Source organism: Deltaproteobacteria bacterium (genome assembly GCA_020845895.1).
Taxonomy (GTDB): Bacteria; Lernaellota; Lernaellaia; order JACKCT01; family JACKCT01; genus JADLEX01.
Window position 1 is genome coordinate 1 of sequence record JADLEX010000016.1, and the last position, 16013, is coordinate 16013.

At 63.8% G+C, this 16013-nt stretch carries 14 protein-coding genes; 7 read left to right on the forward strand and 7 right to left on the reverse strand.

Going from position 1 to position 16013, the window contains the following annotated elements:
- The first annotated feature begins 338 nt into the window (after nt 1-338).
- Nucleotides 339-2141 (forward strand): OmpA family protein, encoded by a 1803-nt coding sequence (locus IT350_01770; protein ID MCC6156750.1) that lies wholly within the window; start codon nt 339-341, stop codon nt 2139-2141.
- Nucleotides 2142-2242: 101 nt separating this feature from the next.
- On the opposite strand, the gene IT350_01775 is transcribed toward IT350_01770, so the two are convergent.
- From IT350_01775 to IT350_01805, 7 genes are read right to left on the reverse strand one after another with little or no spacing between them, the layout of a single operon-like run.
- A complete protein-coding gene (locus tag IT350_01775; GenBank protein ID MCC6156751.1) occupies nt 2243-3040 on the reverse strand; it encodes a (2Fe-2S)-binding protein in 798 nt (265 codons plus the stop codon).
- A gap of 11 nt (nt 3041-3051) precedes the next feature.
- A complete protein-coding gene (locus IT350_01780; GenBank protein MCC6156752.1) occupies nt 3052-4896 on the reverse strand; it encodes a 4Fe-4S binding protein in 1845 nt (614 codons plus the stop codon).
- Between the two features lie 38 nt (nt 4897-4934).
- Nucleotides 4935-5489 carry an NAD(P)H-dependent oxidoreductase subunit E gene (locus IT350_01785; protein MCC6156753.1) on the reverse strand — a complete coding sequence of 185 codons (555 nt, stop codon included), beginning with the start codon at nt 5487-5489 and terminating at the stop codon, nt 4935-4937.
- On the reverse strand, nt 5459-6454 hold the full coding sequence (locus tag IT350_01790) for a pyruvate ferredoxin oxidoreductase (GenBank protein MCC6156754.1): 996 nt from the start codon (nt 6452-6454) through the stop codon (nt 5459-5461). The genes IT350_01785 and IT350_01790 overlap by 31 nt, the downstream gene beginning before the upstream one ends.
- Nucleotides 6451-7641, reverse strand: coding sequence for a pyruvate ferredoxin oxidoreductase (gene porA / locus IT350_01795; protein ID MCC6156755.1), 1191 nt, complete (start codon nt 7639-7641; stop codon nt 6451-6453). The genes IT350_01790 and porA overlap by 4 nt, the downstream gene beginning before the upstream one ends.
- Nucleotides 7641-7913: a 4Fe-4S binding protein gene (locus IT350_01800; GenBank protein ID MCC6156756.1), complete on the reverse strand. Its 273-nt coding sequence runs from the start codon at nt 7911-7913 to the stop codon at nt 7641-7643. Before IT350_01800 ends, porA begins: the two co-directional genes overlap by 1 nt.
- Nucleotides 7914-7960: 47 nt before the next feature.
- Nucleotides 7961-8509 (reverse strand): 2-oxoacid:acceptor oxidoreductase family protein, encoded by a 549-nt coding sequence (locus IT350_01805; GenBank protein ID MCC6156757.1) that lies wholly within the window; start codon nt 8507-8509, stop codon nt 7961-7963.
- 345 nt (nt 8510-8854) lie between these two features.
- Here IT350_01805 and IT350_01810 point away from each other — a divergent pair, with 345 nt between their 5' ends.
- The 6 genes from IT350_01810 to IT350_01835 all read left to right on the forward strand — a co-directional run bounded on the left by IT350_01810 (nt 8855) and on the right by IT350_01835 (nt 15643).
- Nucleotides 8855-10246, forward strand: coding sequence for a trypsin-like peptidase domain-containing protein (locus tag IT350_01810; GenBank protein ID MCC6156758.1), 1392 nt, complete (start codon nt 8855-8857; stop codon nt 10244-10246).
- A complete protein-coding gene (locus IT350_01815) occupies nt 10149-11258 on the forward strand; it encodes a flippase-like domain-containing protein (GenBank protein ID MCC6156759.1) in 1110 nt (369 codons plus the stop codon). Before IT350_01810 ends, IT350_01815 begins: the two co-directional genes overlap by 98 nt.
- Before the next feature lie 100 nt (nt 11259-11358).
- Nucleotides 11359-12549 (forward strand): efflux RND transporter periplasmic adaptor subunit, encoded by a 1191-nt coding sequence (locus IT350_01820; GenBank protein MCC6156760.1) that lies wholly within the window; start codon nt 11359-11361, stop codon nt 12547-12549.
- Nucleotides 12550-12590: 41 nt separating this feature from the next.
- On the forward strand, nt 12591-13262 hold the full coding sequence (locus tag IT350_01825; protein MCC6156761.1) for an ABC transporter ATP-binding protein: 672 nt from the start codon (nt 12591-12593) through the stop codon (nt 13260-13262).
- A gap of 11 nt (nt 13263-13273) precedes the next feature.
- Nucleotides 13274-14467 carry an ABC transporter permease gene (locus tag IT350_01830; GenBank protein MCC6156762.1) on the forward strand — a complete coding sequence of 398 codons (1194 nt, stop codon included), beginning with the start codon at nt 13274-13276 and terminating at the stop codon, nt 14465-14467.
- Nucleotides 14468-14476: 9 nt separating this feature from the next.
- Complete coding sequence (locus IT350_01835) at nt 14477-15643, forward strand: ABC transporter permease (protein ID MCC6156763.1); 1167 nt, start codon at nt 14477-14479, stop codon at nt 15641-15643.
- Nucleotides 15644-16013 lie beyond the last annotated feature (370 nt).

The window sequence follows — 16013 nt, forward strand, 5'->3', positions numbered from 1 at the left end:
AAGTGCGCGACAAGCTCCTGATCGGCGGACATCGGCGGACCCCCTTCGAAGTTTGAGTCGTCAACAAGCCCAAACGACGAAAGGACCGCCCCTGTCCGGCAGGCATCCGCTCAGATCGGCGAAGAACCGAAAAAATTTGTGTCCATTGTGTAAAATTTGCGTTAAGATGAGTTCATCGAACCACGTCGAGATTCCCGCCCTGGCGAGAAATCCCCAAGGATTACGCTAGGTTGCGCTGTATTTCCCGGCTTGGCTCGGGAGTTGCTTCGGGGCTCGCGGCCTTCGCGATGTGGAGCGAATGCCTTGGAATTCTTCCATCATGCAGAAGGGAGCAGATCATGCATGCATTTCTTCCGGGGAAACGGGGAGCGAAACGAACGCACCTCGGCCCCATCGCGTTGCTGGTGGCGACGGTCCTGTGCCTTTGCGCCGGGAGCGCGCTCGCGCAGGACACCACGACGACCACGCCCGAGGAGCAACAGGATCTCGACGGCGTGAACCTGGAGCTGTTTCGGCCCTCCATCTTCGGCGGCAATTTCGTCGCCATCGAAGACGCGCACACGCTGACGCGCTGGAGCCCCGGCATCGCCGTCGTGGGCGACTACGCCAACTCGGTCTGGTCGAAATACGACGAGGATGACGAGTTCGAGTACGACTTCATCTCCGAAATGTCGACCGCGCACCTGATGGCCGCGTTCGGCACGTTCTCCTGGCTCAGTCTCGGCGTCGACGTGCCCCTGCACTATTCGCGCAAGCGCACCTTCACTGACATCCGCACCGGCGAGGGACTCTCGCCCGAGCTCGAGACCTGGCGCGAGGTCGGCGACGTCCGGGTCGAGATGAAGATCGCGCCGCTTCGCGAGGACAAGCATTGGATCGGCGTCGCGCTCGCGCCCTACGTCATCATCCCGACCGACGTCGAGGAGCACCTGCTCGGCGAAAACCGGGTCACGGGCGGCGGCACGCTGGCCCTGGAGCACGACTTCGGCCCGATCGACATTGGCCTGAACGGCGGCTACCAGGCACGCGGACGTAACGAATTTTTCGGTACCGAAATCGGCGACGCGGTCAAATACGGCGCCGGTATCGGCAACAAGTACGACATGGGCCTGTTCTGGTCGATCGAAGGCTGGGGATCGGTCTTCGACATCGAAGACACGGATCTCGTTCGCAACGTGCCGGCCGAGTGGACGGCGCGCATCGGTTATCAGTTCGGCAAGCGCGGACCGAGCCTGTTCGCGGGCGGCGGCACGGGCGTTTCCTCCGGCATCGGCGCGCCGCAGTACCGCGTCATCGGCGGTCTCGCCTATTACTACGTGCGCGAAGACCTAGCGAAGGTGCTCGTGCGAGTGATCGACGAGAACGGCCAGGCCATCGAGGCCTCGCTCAACATCAATGGACCGTCGGGCTCCATGGCCCAGGTCGCGCAGGGCGGCGAGTACAAGCTGGCTGATGCGAAGCCGGGCTCTTACACCTTCAAGGCGACGGCCGAGGGATATCAGGAAGGCGCAAAGAGCCAGGCGATCACCAAGGCCGAGACGGTCGAGATCGTCATCCAACTCGCGCCGGTTCCCAAAGCCGACACCACGGCGTTTGTCTCCGTCGTGGACAAGTGCGCCAAAAAGCCGGTCGATGCGACGGTGAAGCTCTCCGACGGAACGACGATCACGGCCGGATCCAAGCAGAAGGTCCAGCCCGGCACGTACACCGTCGAGGTGAGCGCCGACGACTATCAGGTCAGCACCGAGAAGATCACGATCGCGGCGAACACCGACAACAAGATCGAGATCGCCATGGTCAAGAAAATCCAGGCCATGGGCTCGGTCTACTTCGCGGTCAACTCCGACAAGATCCTGCCCAAGTCGTTCCCGGTGCTCGACGACGTGGCCGACCAGATCCAGTCGCTGTGCGGCTTCGAAAAGATCATGATCGAAGGCCATACCGACGCCGACGGCAGCGACGAGAGAAATCTCGACCTGTCCCAGCGCCGCGCGGCCTCCGTGCGTGCGTACCTTTCGGGCAAGGGCATCGACGCGTCGAAGCTCGAGCCCATCGGCTACGGCGAATCCAAGCCGATCGCCGACAATACGTCGGCCGACGGAAAGGCGCAGAACCGCCGCGTCGAATTCGTCGTGAAGTGATCGAAATCGTCGGGCGCGGGGCTCGTTCCCGCGCCCTTCCCCAAAACGCAAACGGCCGGGTCACCCCCGGCCGTTTTCTTATTCCGAGCCCGTACGATGAATCAGGCGAAGACGCTCTTCCGGCAATCGGTGCACTGTTTGTACACCTGCTCGGGAATGTTCATCGACTCTTTGTAAACGCGGGCCAGCGACTCGGGCATGAACCAGTTGCCGCAGTTCTCGCACGCGATCATGTTCGTCTTCTTCTTCCAACGCACCAGCTCGCGCACGCCGCCGTTGTCGATGAAGCCGATGCACTTCGTCGGGCATGCCGCCTCGCACGCGCCGCAGGCGATGCATGCCTCGTTCTCTTCGTTGAAGGGAGTCGTCACGCGCCGCTCCACGCCCCGGCCCTCGAAGGCGATCGCGTTCGCGCCGACGATTTCGTCGCACACGCGCACGCACAGCCCGCACAGGATGCACGCGCTCTCGGCGAAGTAGCGCGAACGGTCGGACCCGCGCTCGAAACGCACGACATTGGCGTCCGCTTCGGGCATGAGGCGCGGATTCGGTTCGTCGAGACCGAACTCGGCGGCGAGTTCGCGCACGGCGGGCTCGTTCGGCGACCTGGCGAGCATGAACTCCAGAATCCAGCGTCGCGCGTTGCGAACCTTGTCGCTTTTCGTCGAGACGGTGATCGGCGAGCGGACGGTGTAAACGCACGAAGGCACGAGGCGTTTCTTTCGGCCCTCGTCCACCTCGACCATGCACACGCGGCACACGCCGTAGGCCTTGACGTTTTCGTTATGACACATCGTCGGAATGCGGATGCCCAATTTGGCCGCCGCCGCCAGCAGCGATGTGTCGTACGGGACCTCGACCTTGAGGCCGTCGATGGCGATGGGAATCATTTGACTCATGACGGCGTCCTCTATCCGTGAACGATGGCGTCGAATTTACAGACCGTCTCGCACGCGCCGCATTTGATGCAGTTTTCCTTGAGGATTTGGTGCGGGACCTTTTTGGACCCGAGGATCGACTCGGTCGGGCACGACCGCAGGCACAGCGTGCAACCCGTGCACTTTTCCTCGATCACGCGGTAGCTGACGAGCTCCTTGCACACGCCGGCCGGACAGCGCCGTTCGACGATGTGCGCCTCGTATTCCTCGCGGAAGTAACGGATCGTCGAGAGCAGCGGGATCGGCGCCGATTGCCCGAGGCCGCAGATCGACGTGCTCATGATCGCCTCGGACATGCTCTCGAGCAGCTCGATGTCGCCCTCGCGGCCCTTGCCGTCGGCGATGTCGGACAAAATCCGATGCAGGTGGCGGATTCCTTCGCGGCACGGCGTGCATTTGCCGCACGACTCTTCCATCAGGAATTTCGTGAAGTAGCGGGCGATATCGACCATGCAGTTGTCGTCGTCCATGACGATCATACCGCCCGATCCCATGATCGAGCCGACATCCCATAGGCGGTCGAAATCCACCTGAAGATCGAGGTGCGCGGCCGGGATGCATCCGCCCGACGGACCACCGGTCTGCACCGCCTTGAAATGCTTGCCCTCGGGCACGCCGCCGCCCACGTCTTCGACGATCTCTCGCAGCGTGATGCCCATCGGCACTTCGACCAAGCCCGTATTCTGAACCTTGCCCACGAGACTGAAGATCTTGGTGCCCTTGCTGCCTTCGGTGCCGATCTTCGCGTACTCGGAAGCACCGTTCGTCACGATCCACGGCACATTGCCGTAAGTCTCGACGTTGTTCAGGTTGGTCGGCAGATTCCACAGACCATGCTCGACCGTGTGCACGTACTTGGCGCGCGGCTCGCCGGGTTTGCCTTCGATCGACGCCATGAGCGCCGTCGATTCGCCGCACACGAACGCGCCGCCGCCGCGGCTGATGTCGATATCGAAGTCGTGGCCGGAGCCCAGGATGTTTTTCCCGAGCAGTCCCGCCTTGCGCGCCTGGTCGATCGCGACGATCAGGTTGTGCACCGCGACGGGATACTCGTGACGCACGTACACGAATCCCCGATCGGACCCGACCGCGTGCGCCGCGATGAGCATGCCCTCGATGATGAGATGGGGATTGCCCTCGAGCAGCGCCCGGTCCATGTACGCGCCGGGATCGCCCTCGTCGGCGTTGCACACGACGTACTTGGGATAGCCCTTGGCTTTGCGGCAGCTCTCCCATTTGCGTCCCGTCGCAAATCCGCCGCCGCCGCGCCCTCGCAGACCCGACGCCTTGATCTCGTCGATGACCGCCTCGGGCGTCATCGTGTACGCCTTCGCCAGCGCCTCGTAGCCGCCGCCCGCGACATACGTTTCGATCCGCAGCGGGTCGACCCACCGGCTCGCGCCGCTGATCATCGTGTTCTGTTTCGCGTAGAACGGAAGCAGGTCCTCGGTTTGAACGTGCACGCCGTCGCCGTTCTTCCAGGTGCGCTCTTCGATCACGCGGCCTTCGGCCGCGGCCTCGACGATGGCGTCCACGTCCTTCGCCTGAAGCTTCGGATACAGCGTCATTCCCGGGGCGACGAGGATGAGCGGCTCGATCTGGCAGAATCCGTGGCAACCCGTCGCACGGACTTCGACCCGGTCGGCCAGTCCACGCCGTTCGATCGCCTGTTCGGCGGCCTCGATGATGTCCACCGAATGCGACGCCTGGGCACAGGTGCTGTTGGAGATCACGAGCGTGATCTTGCCCGGCGGATAGATGCCGCCCAGCGACGTCCGCCACGCGGCGAGGTCGGTCGGCTTTTGAACAGAGGGCATATCGAATCTCCGATTATTTGAACCGGTTACGGTCGCGGTCAGTTCGCGTCGCTCTCGTCGTCTTCGTCATCTTCGGATTCCGGCGAAGCCGCCGCGCCCTTCTTTTTTGGCTTCAGGACGAGTTTTTTCGCCTTGGCCGCGGAGGTCTGCGCGAAAACCTCGTCGTTGATGACCACGACCGGCGCGAGCGAACACGCCCCGAGGCAATTCACGGTATCGAGGGTGTACTCGCCGTCGGCCGTCGTCTGCCCCGGCTTGATGCCGAGATTCGCCGCCAGCGAATCGAGCACCATGCTCGATCCACGCACGTGGCACGCCGTTCCCATGCAGACGCACACGTGTCGCCGACCGATGGGGTTGAGCGAAAACGCGTTGTAAAAGGTCGCCACGTTGTAAGCCTTGGCGAGCGGCACGCGCAGCTTCTTCGAGACGTACACGAGCGCGTCCTTGGGCAGGTAACGGTACTTTTCCTGCACGTCCTGAAGCACCTGAATGAGCGCCGAGGGTTCCGTGCCCCAGTGCTCGATGAACTCATCCACCACGGCGGGATCGAACACCTCGCTCATCGGCGACCTCCGCTCACATTGGCGCATTTCGCGCGCAGACGCATGTATCGCTCGCGCACCTCGGATTGAATGGTCGCGAGAATCTCGTCCTCGTTTTTCAGATGGCGGAACCGACCCTGCGACTCCATGTAGGGCCGTTTCTCGAAACAGTCCGCGTATTCGCGGATGTCGCGCAGCTCGTCGATGTCCACGTTCAGCCGGTACTCGTGATTCTCGTATTCGTAGAGCGGGAAGATCCCGGTCTCCACCGCCATACGGGCGAGGCGGATCGTCAGCTCGCTCCCGCATCGCCAACCCGTGGGGCACGGCGCGAAAACATGCAGCACCGCGGGGCCCTTAACCTCCGCGCCCTTTTTCACCTTCGCCATCAGGTCGGACGGGTGCGAAACCGACGCCGTTGCGACGTAGGGGATGTCGTGCGCGATGCAGATCTCGGCGAAGTTCTTTTTGTTCGTCTTCTGGCCGAAGCTCGCCTTGCCCGACGGGCTCGTGGTCGTCGACGCGCCGAACGGCGTGCCCGACGAACGCTGGATGCCCGTGTTCATGTAGGCTTCGTTGTCGTAGCAGATGTAGAGAAAGTCGTGCCCGCGTTCGAGCGCGCCCGACAGCGCCTGCAGGCCGATGTCCATCGTGCCGCCGTCGCCGCCGATGCCCAGCACCGTGATCTTTTCGTGATTCGTGTAGAACTTGCCCTTGCGGCGCAGCACCTCGATGCCGGCGGCCACGCCCGACGCGATCGCGGCGGTGTTTTCGAACGCTACGTGAATCCAGGGCACCTCCCATGCGCTGAACGGATACGGCGACGCGACGATCTCCATGCAGCCCGTCGCGTTGCACACGATCAGCTCGCGCCCGATCGCCTTGCCGATCTGCCGCAGGGCCGTGGCGGGGCCACAGCCCTGACAGGCCCGGTGGCCCGACGTGAAGATCTCGTCCTGGCTGACGAGCCGGGGCGCGAACACCTCGAAGTTGTTCGTGAGATTCGCGGTCATTGCCGCACCCCCACCATTTCGTAGGGAGGGAACGGCCCCTCCAGCGCGCGGATCTGCGCCTGCTTCACCTGATCGACGATGTGCCGCCAGCGGATGTCGCGCCCACCGAGCGCCGCGACGATCGAGTGGATCGGCGGCGCGCCGGGCCGGCCGTACATGGCCGCGCGAATCTCCGATGCCACGGGCCCGCCGGGGCCGCCGAACGACAGCGCCCGGTCGTACACGACGACGCACTTGCGTCCATCGAGCACGCGACGGATGTCGTCATACGGAAATGGCCGCCACACGCGCAGCAACACCTGACCGACCTTGTGGCCTTCGGCTCGAAGCGCGTCGACCGAAACGTGGGCGATTTCGCCGATGGTGCCGCCGATCGTGAACACGATCGTGTCAGCGTCCTCGGTCCTGTATTCCTCGACCGCCTTGTAGGTGCGTCCGAATCGCTGACCGAATTCCTCGAAAACCTCGTCGATGACGGTCCGCGAGGCGATCAGCGTGTCGTCCAGGACCTTTTTTACCTCGGTATAAACGTCGGGGTGGCCGACCGCGCCGAACATCGCCGGCTTGTCCACGTCGAGCCGCAGCACCGGTTCGTAGGGCGGCAGGAACCCGTCCACGTCTTCCCGGGTCAGCGTCTCGATCGGTTCGACGACGTGCGAGACCGTGAACCCGTCGATGTTCAGGATCGTCGGCAGAAGGACGCGATGGTCCTCGGCGATCTTGAAGCACATCGGGGTGAGGTCGTAGCACTCCTGACCGTTGTTGCCGAAAAGTTGGATCCATCCGATGTCGCGGTTCGCCATGATGTCCGACTGGTCGCCCCAGATGTTGAGCGGGGCCGACAGCGCCCGGTTCACCACGGTCATCACGATGGGAAACCGCATTCCCGACGCGATGAAGAGCACCTCGTGCATCAGCGCGAGGCCCTGCGAGCTGGTCGCCGTGAAGGTGCGGCACCCGGTGGCCGACATGCCGATGCACGCGCTCATCGCCGAGTGTTCGCTCTCGACCGGAACGTAAGCGGCGTCGATCTCGCCGTCGGCGCACAGTTCGGACAGATGCTCCACGATGTGCGTCTGCGGGGTGATGGGGTAGGCCGCGATCGCATCCACGTTGCAAAGTTTCACCGCCTCGGCGTGCCCGAGCGAGACCTCGATGCCGATCCGGCGGCGGACGTCGTCGTGCATTATTTGCCCTCCTCGATCATCCGGATCGCGCTCGTCGGGCATTCCTGCGCGCAGATGCCGCATCCCTTGCAGTATTTCGGCTCGAAATCGTAGAAGTTCGGCGTCAGTCCCACGATCGGATTCAGGCGGGGGGTCAGGACGCGGCAGGCGTCCGGGCAGAAGATCCAGCACATCCCGCACGCGATGCACCGACTCTCGTCGGTCTTGGGGTAGAAACTGCGCCAGCCGCCGGTTTCGTACAACCGCGCAGAGCCCGGCGTCAGCACCGCCATGCCCAGCTCAAGTTCCGATGTTTTTGGATTGGGATTCAACTTCACGGTCAGGCTCCCATCTTGAGTTCGTCAAAAGCGCGCTGCATGACGAGGAAATTCCGCGCGGCCAGTGCGCCGAATCGCTCTTCGAGCGGGTGCTTGAGCGATTCGAGGGCCACCATGCCCTTGGCACGGATCGCGCCGCCGAGCATGGTCGTGTTGACGATCGGCCGCTTGAGGACCTCGATCGCGATGGTCTGCGCGTTCACCGTCGCCACCCGCCGCGTATACCCGTAGCGCGCGCGCAGCTCGTCCGGGTTCTCGCCGGTGTTGACGACGATGACTCCGCCTTCCTTGACGCCCTCGTCCACCTTGACGATGTCGAGCAGGGCCGCGTCGAGCACGATGACCAGATCGGGCTCGTACACCTGCTCGCGCAGGTAGATCTTCTGCTCGTCGATCCGCGCAAACGCGAGCACGGGCGCACCGCGGCGCTCGGGCCCGAAGCTGGGGAAGGACTGAGCGAATTTGCCTTCTGCGATCGCGGCGTGGGCGAGAAGTTCGGCGCTCGTCACGGCGCCTTGGCCGCCGCGCCCGTGAAACCGTATTTCCAACATGATTCGACCCAAATGTTAAGGAGCACCAAAAGCTGACGCGGATCATAGAGATGGAGTCCGTGTCGGTCAACGACGCACTACCGGTTCAGGGGGAAATCTCACCGTTTTTTCCGCGTTTGGCGTGCATTTCCTTGATTTCAGGAGATTTTTTCCGCATCCGGTCGAGACGCGGTTCGCGCCTTGGCGACAGACCCCCGGTTCGCTGTCGCCGGTTACATCCGCCGGCTCCGGTGCGACGGTCGATTGACGCGATGCGTCACGGCTTCGCGAAATGTTCCTAAACTCGCTTTTCCTTGACACCGCCGTCCCCCGCCCGTAATCAGGGGCGTTTTTCGGGAGGTCGCGATGAAACGTCCGGTCGGCGTCGCGGCGGTGCTCGCCGTCTTCGCGGGCCTGTTGCTGCCTGCCATCGCCACGCGCGCGGCGGAGGCGAGCGAGGCGCGCGTGACGCCGGTGGTCAAGGCGGTCCGTGAGATCGCTCCGTCGGTCGTCAATATTTCCACCGAACAGGACGCGGCGACGGGTGGACCGTTTTCAGGCTTGCGCGACCCGATGTGGGACAAGTTTTTCAAGGACTATTTCGAGCGCTATCGCCCCAACGACCGGCCTGAATCCTCGCTGGGCAGCGGCTTGATCATCGACCCCACGGGCTACATTCTCACGAACGAACACGTCATCCTGCGCGCGAGCCGCGTGAAAGTGACGTTGCAGGACGGGCGAACATTCAATGCCCGCGTCGTGGGCTCCGAGCCCGCCCGCGACCTCGCCGTGCTCAAAATCGACTCGGACAAGCCGTTTCCCACGGCGCGGCTGGGCGACAGTTCCGACATCATGATCGGCGAGACGGTTGTCGCCATCGGCAACCCCTTCGGCCTGTCCAACACCGTCACGACGGGCGTCATTTCCGCGTCGGAGCGCACGATCCGCACCGACGCGAGCCGCGTTTACGTGGACTTCCTGCAGACCGACGCGTCGATCAATCCGGGCAACTCGGGCGGACCGCTGCTGAACCTCGACGGCGAGGTCATCGGCATCACGACCGCCGTGTACGGCCAGGCGCAGGGCATCGGCTTCGCGATCCCGATCAACTCCGCCCGCCGCATCGTCGACGACCTCATCCAGTACGGGAAGGTCCACTACGGTTGGTTCGGAATCCGGATCAAGGACATCCCCACGCGCGTGCGCCAGAGTCTCGGTTACAACGGCATCGCCCGCATCTACGTCTCGATGGTCTTTCCCGATTCCCCCGCGGCGAAGGCCGGCGTGCAGGAAGGCGATCTGATCGAGTCGGTCGGCACGCACAAGGCCCCCGCCGTCGACGCCTACCGCAGCATCATTCTCGGCTACACGGTCGGCACGCCGGTCGATTTCGCCCTCTCCCGCAATAACGAGCCGCGCACCATCACGGTGACCCCCACGGGCTTCCCCAAGTCGATGGTCGATCCCTATGCGTGGACGCTGCTCGGCCTCGAGGTGAAACCGGCGAGCGCGTCCGAAGCAAAGGCGCTTCGACTTCCGGGCGGAAAGGGGTTGATGATCCGCCGCGTCAAATCGGGCTCCGCGGCGGAGAAGATCGGCATCCGCGCGGGAGACGGTTTGCTCGCGATCGACAGCCGCGAACTGCGCGACGAAGACGATTTTGCCTCGGCCGTGGCCGCACTGCGTCTCAAGAGTTCGTCCGTCGTGCTCGTGCAGCGCGGACCTTACGCCTACTACATCTCGCTCGAACTGCCCTGACGCGGCGGAGGCGCACCTGACCGTCATCTCAAAACTGCGGGGCAAGTTACTGGCGGGAATCGCCCTGGGCGGGCTCGTCTATCTCGGCATCGTCGTCTACTCCGGGTGGAGCGACGTGGCCGAGGCGCTCGGCACGTTTCGTTGGGGCTTCGCGCCGCTCCTGCTCGCGCTCGCGTTCACCAACTACATCCTGCGTTTCCTGAAGTGGGATTATTACCTGCGCCACATGGGCATTTCGTGTCCCAAGGACACCAGCTTCATCATCTTCCTCTCCGGCCTCGTCATGGCGATCAGCCCCGGCAAGATCGGCGAGCTGCTCAAGTCGCTCTTTTTGAAACAGGCGACGGGCACCGACCTTGCACGATCGATGCCGATCGTGGTCGCGGAACGACTCACCGACTTCATCGCCCTCGTCATCATCTCCTTCGCCGGGATCGGGCTTCTGGCCGCGGGCGACCTCTACATCCTGCTCGTCGTCGCCGCGGTCCTCGCCGCTTTCATTCTCGTCATCGGCAACCGGCGGATTTCGCTCGCCATCATCGGCATGGTTGAAAAGCTGCCCGTGCTGGAAAAGATCGGCCATCGTTTCCACACGCTCTACGACAGTTTGTCGGCGCTGGTGCGCATCGGACCTCTCACGATCGCGACCGCGCTCTCCATCGCCGCGTGGATGTGCGAGTGCTTGGCATTCTACATCGTCATCCGGCTGTTCCACGGCGGCGCGGGGATCGGCACGGCGTCGTTCATCTACGCCTTCGGCACCATCGTGGGAGCCGTCGCGCCCGGCGGACTGGGTCTGACCGACGGGGCGATGATCGCCATGTTGCAAAACGGCGCAATGATGGCGGGTGCGGCGCTGGCCAAGGGCGCGGCGGGAACCGCCACGATGATCATCCGCATGGCGACGCTTTGGTTTGCCGTGCTCGTCGGCGCGGTGGTCCTCTTGCTGTTTCAGAAGCGTTTTGCGGGTGTGGACAATATGATCGACGAAGAGCAAAAACGCTCCGCGTGAAACAATTCGGGTTTTTCGATTCGCTGCTGACCGCGGTCATGGATCGGCGGGCGGCGGCGACGCAAATAGAGCAGGCTCATGTTCGATTTGGAGAAAAGCGGTGAGTAACGCGCCCGATCTGTCGGCCCTTCGCATCGACAGAAACGCATCGGATCGCGAAGAAAACGGCGCCGCGTGGCGGCGATGGCTGATCGTCGTCGTCGTGGTCGGCCTGATCGCGGGGGCGGGTTGGTATTTTTGGACCGGCGACGCGCCCGAGGTGACGGTTGCCACCGTGCTCGCCACGGGCGGCGCGCCCGGATCTCACGGCAGCGGGATTGCGGCGAACGGATATGTCGTCGCCCGCACGCGCGCATCGGTCTCGGCGAAAATCATGGGTCGACTCACCCGGCTCGATGTCGCGGAGGGTTCGCTGGTCAGGAAAGGCGAGATCTTGGCGATGATCGAGGATGGCGATTTTCGCGCCGCCGTCTCCGCTGCGCAGGCCGCCGTGAAGCAGGCCGAGGCCGAGCGCGATCTGGCCGAGAGCACGCACAAACGCGCGAAGGAACTGCTCGCGAAGAGCTACATCTCGACCACCGAGTTCGAGCAGGCCGAGTCCCGCGCCCGGGTGGCGAATGCGCAGCTCGAAAGCGCCCGCGCGAATTCGCACCTCGCGTCGGTCAATCTCGAAAGCACCCGCGTGCGCGCGCCCTTCGACGGCACGGTGCTGCGAAAGGACGCGGAACTGGGCGAGGTGGTCTCGCCCGCCGGCGCGGGCGGCGCATTCACCCGTACGTCCATCGTCACCATGGCCGATCTCGACACGCTCGAGGTCGAGGTCGATGTGAACGAAGCCTACATCGCCCGTATCCGAGGCGACCAGCCGGCGAAAATCTCGCTCGATGCGTATCCCGGTGTGGAGTTTCGCGGGCGGGTGCGTCAGGTGGTGCCGACGGCGGATCGGCAAAAGGCGACGGTGCTCGTGAAGGTCGCCATCGACGACAAAGACTCGCGCATCATGCCCGAAATGGCCGCCAAGGTCGTGTTCCTCGACGAGACGCCCGACCCGGCCGCGCCGATCGAACCGAGACGCGTGACGGCCCCGGCGGCAGCCGTCGTGACGAGCGGATCCGCGACGAACGTGTGGGTGGTCGATAAGGACATGACAAAATCGGTCGCCGTGAAAACCGGCGTGAAAATCGGCAGCGAAATCGAAATCACGTCGGGGCTTTCGGGCGGGGAGAAGGTGGTCGTGAATCCACCGGGCGGACTTCGCGACGGGCAAACGGTCCGCGTGGCGGGAAGCTGAAACGAATTGCGTGACGGGAAACGGACATTTCGGAGGAACGCATGGGCGCCGTCGAACTGAAGAGCGTGTCGAAGACGTATCACCGCGACAAGCAGGCGGTGCCCGTTCTCGCGAACCTGAGCCTGAAAATCGACGCCGGGGAATTCGTCGCGCTCATGGGCCCGGCGGGTAGCGGCAAGACCACCGTGCTCAACCTCATCGGCGGCGTGGATCAGCCGACATCGGGCGACGTACTGGTCGCGGGAACCAATATCGCCGGCCTCGGTGGGCGTGCGTTGGCGCGTTGGCGCTCGCGAAACATCGGCTACATCTTTCAGATGTACAACCTGATTCCCGTTTTGAACGCGCTGCAAAACGTCGAGCTGCCGCTGCTGCTGCTGAAGATGAGTGCGAAGGAGCGGCGCAAACGCGCGCAGACCGCGCTCGAACTCGTCGGTCTCGGCGACCGGGTGAAACACTATCCGCGCCAGCTCTCGGGCGGGCAGGAGCAGCGCGTGGCGATCGCACGCGCGCTCGTGTCGGACCCCGAGGTGCTGCTGGCCGACGAACCCACGGGCGACCTCGACCGGCCATCCGCGGACGACGTGCTGAAGCTCCTCGAACGGCTCAACAAAGAGTTCAAGAAGACCATCGTGATGGTCACGCACGACCCCCACGCCGCCCAGCGCGCGGGCCGCACCGTCCACCTCGATAAAGGCCAATTGTCGGCTTAGAGGAGCGCGCCATGAGCATGCTGAATCTCGTGGCCGTGAACCTCGGCCGCAAGAAGTTGCGAACGACGCTGACCATGCTCTCGGTCTTCGTCGCGATCTTTCTGTTCTGCACGCTGCAGGGGATTCTCGACACGCTCGAATCGACCATCGAGGTCGGCAGCGAATCGCGCCTCATCACGCGCAACGCCATCTCCCTCGTGTTCGACCTGCCGATGGCCTACAAGGAACGTCTCAAGGCCGTGCCGAACGTGAAGAGCGTGTCGATTCAGAACTGGTTCGGCGGGCAGGACCCGGTCAACCCCAAGAACTTCTACCCTCAGTTCGCGGTGGAAGCCGAGACGTTTTTCCCGCAGTACGTCGCGGAGATGGACATCGTGGACGCCTCGCCCGCGCAGGCCGCGGTCGACCTGCCGCCGGGTGTCGATCCCAAGCTCGCGTCGTTCATGCTGGAGCGTAACGCCGCCGTCGTCGGCGAGAAGCTCATGAACAAGATGGGCTGGAAGATCGGCCAGACCTTCGCGATCAACGGGACGATCTATCCCGGTTCGTGGGAATTCGTGGCCCGCGCGGTCTATCGCCCGAAGAACAAATCCTTCGGCGAGGAAACCGTGTTCTTCCACTGGAAGTACCTGTACGAAAACTCGAATCAGCAGGCGCGAGCGGGAATCTTTTCGCTGGAACTCACCGATCCCACGCACGCGGCCGACGTGGCGCGGCAGGTGGACCTGCTCTTCGAAAACTCCTCGGCGCAAACGAAGACCGAAACCGAGCGCGCGTTTCAGGCGGGTTTCGTCAGCATGTTCGGCAACCTGCCCTTTGTGCTCGGCGTCATCGGCTTCGCGGTCGTCTTCGCCATCCTCTTCGTCGCCGCGAATACGATGGTCATGACGGTGCGCGAACGCACCGCCGAGATCGGCGCGATGAAGACGCTCGGGTTCGAGGATCGCGCGATTTTTCTCATGGTGCTCGCCGAAGCGGCCATCATCACCGTGGGCGGCGGCGCGGCGGGCGCGGTGTTCTCCAAGGTGCTCATCGAAGGTTCCGAATTCAACGCGGGCGGCATGCTGCCCGTCATGACGGTGAACTGGTCGACGATCGGCATGGGCATCGCCATCGCGCTCGTCATCGGCGCGGTGAGCGGCCTCATCCCGGCCGTTCAGGCCGCGAGGCTAAAAATCGTCGACGCCCTGCGGCGCGTGGAATAGGAGCGACCGATGGCCATTCCCATCAGCTACAACATCCGCAACGCCATCCAGCGTCCCGTCTCCACGCTCGCCGCCGTCGTCGGCATCGCCATGACGATCATGATTCTCATCGGCGCGCTGTCGCTCGCGAACGGATTCCAGGCGGCGCTCACCTCGACCGGCTCGCCCGACAACGTGAAGCTGCTGCGCAAGGGTGCCGATTCCGAGATCAGCAGCGGCATCACGCGCGACGCGGCGAACATCGCCCGCGCTCTGCCCGACGTGGCGGTCGGCGAGGGTAGCCGGCCGATGTTCTCGCCCGAGGTCGTGGTGGTGGTCGTCAAGGACCGCATCGACGGCAACGGTTCGTCGAACGTCATGGTGCGAGGCGTCGATCCCGAGGCGACCGCCCTGCGCCGCGAAGTGAAGATCACGCAAGGCCGCATGTTCGCCCCCGGCGCGGACGAGGTCATCGTGGGCTCGCGCATCGCCGCGCGTTTCGCGGGTCTCGCGATCGGTGACACGGTCAAGTTCGGCCAGACCACCGTGACGGTCGTCGGCAGTTTCGAAGCGGCCGGCGCGGCGTTCGAATCCGAGGTGTGGGGCGACAACGCCGTGCTCATGCCCGCGTTTCGCGGCGACGTCTTCCAGACGGTCATCTTTCGCATGAAGGACCCGTCGCGATACGACGCGCTGAAAAAGGAACTCGAAGACGATCCGCGACTCGGCGTGCAGGTGAAGCGTGAAACCGAATTCTACGAGGCGCAGTCCGAGATGCTCGCGAACCTCGTGCGTTTCATCGGCGTCTTCGTCACGGCCATCATGGGCGTGGGCGCGATCTTCGGCGCGATGAACACGATGTTCAACGCGGTGGGCCAGCGCGTACGAGAAATCAGCATCATGCTTGTGCTCGGGTTCCATCCTTTCGTCGTGATGCTCTCGTTCCTCGGCGAGTCGATTCTCATCGCCCTGGTCGGCGGGGTGCTCGGCTGCCTGCTCGCCCTGCCCCTGAACGGCCTTGTCACCAGCACGACGAACTTCATCTCGTTCAGCGAGGTTGCGTTCGCGTTTCAGGTCACCACGCAAACGATGATCGCGGGCATGATCGCCGCGGGCGTGCTGGGGTTCGTCGGCGGCTTGTTGCCCGCGTGGCGCGCGGCGCGCCAGCCGCTGATCGCGGGGCTGCGCGGCGGCTGATCCGTTCTGGCAGGTGAAACGTCACACGATTGATGATCGTCGGCGAGAGCTGCCCCTTCACCCACACGAGATCCGGTCCGTCCAGCGCGTTCGTGTAATTGTAGATCGTGTAGTCGCCGTCGCCATCGTCGAGGATGCCGGCGAAGCATGTGTCGCCGCGGCTCGGCAGATCGGTCAGCCAAGTCACCGCAAGAGACTCGGGATCAACGCGCCAGATCGCGCAGCGTTTCAGGTGCGTCCAGTAGTCGAGCTCGTACAGAAGCGACTGCACCTCGGGCGCGTACCGGTCCCATCCCAGGTCGTAGTCGCCGCTGCCGTTCAGGTTGCGCCTCCCGATGAGCCACACCTCGTCGCCTTGCTGGAAGACGAG

Coding starts and splice junctions, on each gene's coding strand:
- IT350_01770 (MCC6156750.1), top strand. CDS start 339: ATGCATGCATTTCTTCCGGGGAAACGGGGAGCGAAACGAACGCACCTC.
- IT350_01775 (MCC6156751.1), bottom strand. CDS start 3,040: ATGAGTCAAATGATTCCCATCGCCATCGACGGCCTCAAGGTCGAGGTC.
- IT350_01780 (MCC6156752.1), bottom strand. CDS start 4,896: ATGCCCTCTGTTCAAAAGCCGACCGACCTCGCCGCGTGGCGGACGTCG.
- IT350_01785 (MCC6156753.1), bottom strand. CDS start 5,489: ATGCGCCAATGTGAGCGGAGGTCGCCGATGAGCGAGGTGTTCGATCCC.
- IT350_01790 (MCC6156754.1), bottom strand. CDS start 6,454: ATGACCGCGAATCTCACGAACAACTTCGAGGTGTTCGCGCCCCGGCTC.
- porA (MCC6156755.1), bottom strand. CDS start 7,641: ATGCACGACGACGTCCGCCGCCGGATCGGCATCGAGGTCTCGCTCGGG.
- IT350_01800 (MCC6156756.1), bottom strand. CDS start 7,913: ATGGCGGTGCTGACGCCGGGCTCTGCGCGGTTGTACGAAACCGGCGGC.
- IT350_01805 (MCC6156757.1), bottom strand. CDS start 8,509: ATGTTGGAAATACGGTTTCACGGGCGCGGCGGCCAAGGCGCCGTGACG.
- IT350_01810 (MCC6156758.1), top strand. CDS start 8,855: ATGAAACGTCCGGTCGGCGTCGCGGCGGTGCTCGCCGTCTTCGCGGGC.
- IT350_01825 (MCC6156761.1), top strand. CDS start 12,591: ATGGGCGCCGTCGAACTGAAGAGCGTGTCGAAGACGTATCACCGCGAC.
- IT350_01830 (MCC6156762.1), top strand. CDS start 13,274: ATGAGCATGCTGAATCTCGTGGCCGTGAACCTCGGCCGCAAGAAGTTG.
- IT350_01835 (MCC6156763.1), top strand. CDS start 14,477: ATGGCCATTCCCATCAGCTACAACATCCGCAACGCCATCCAGCGTCCC.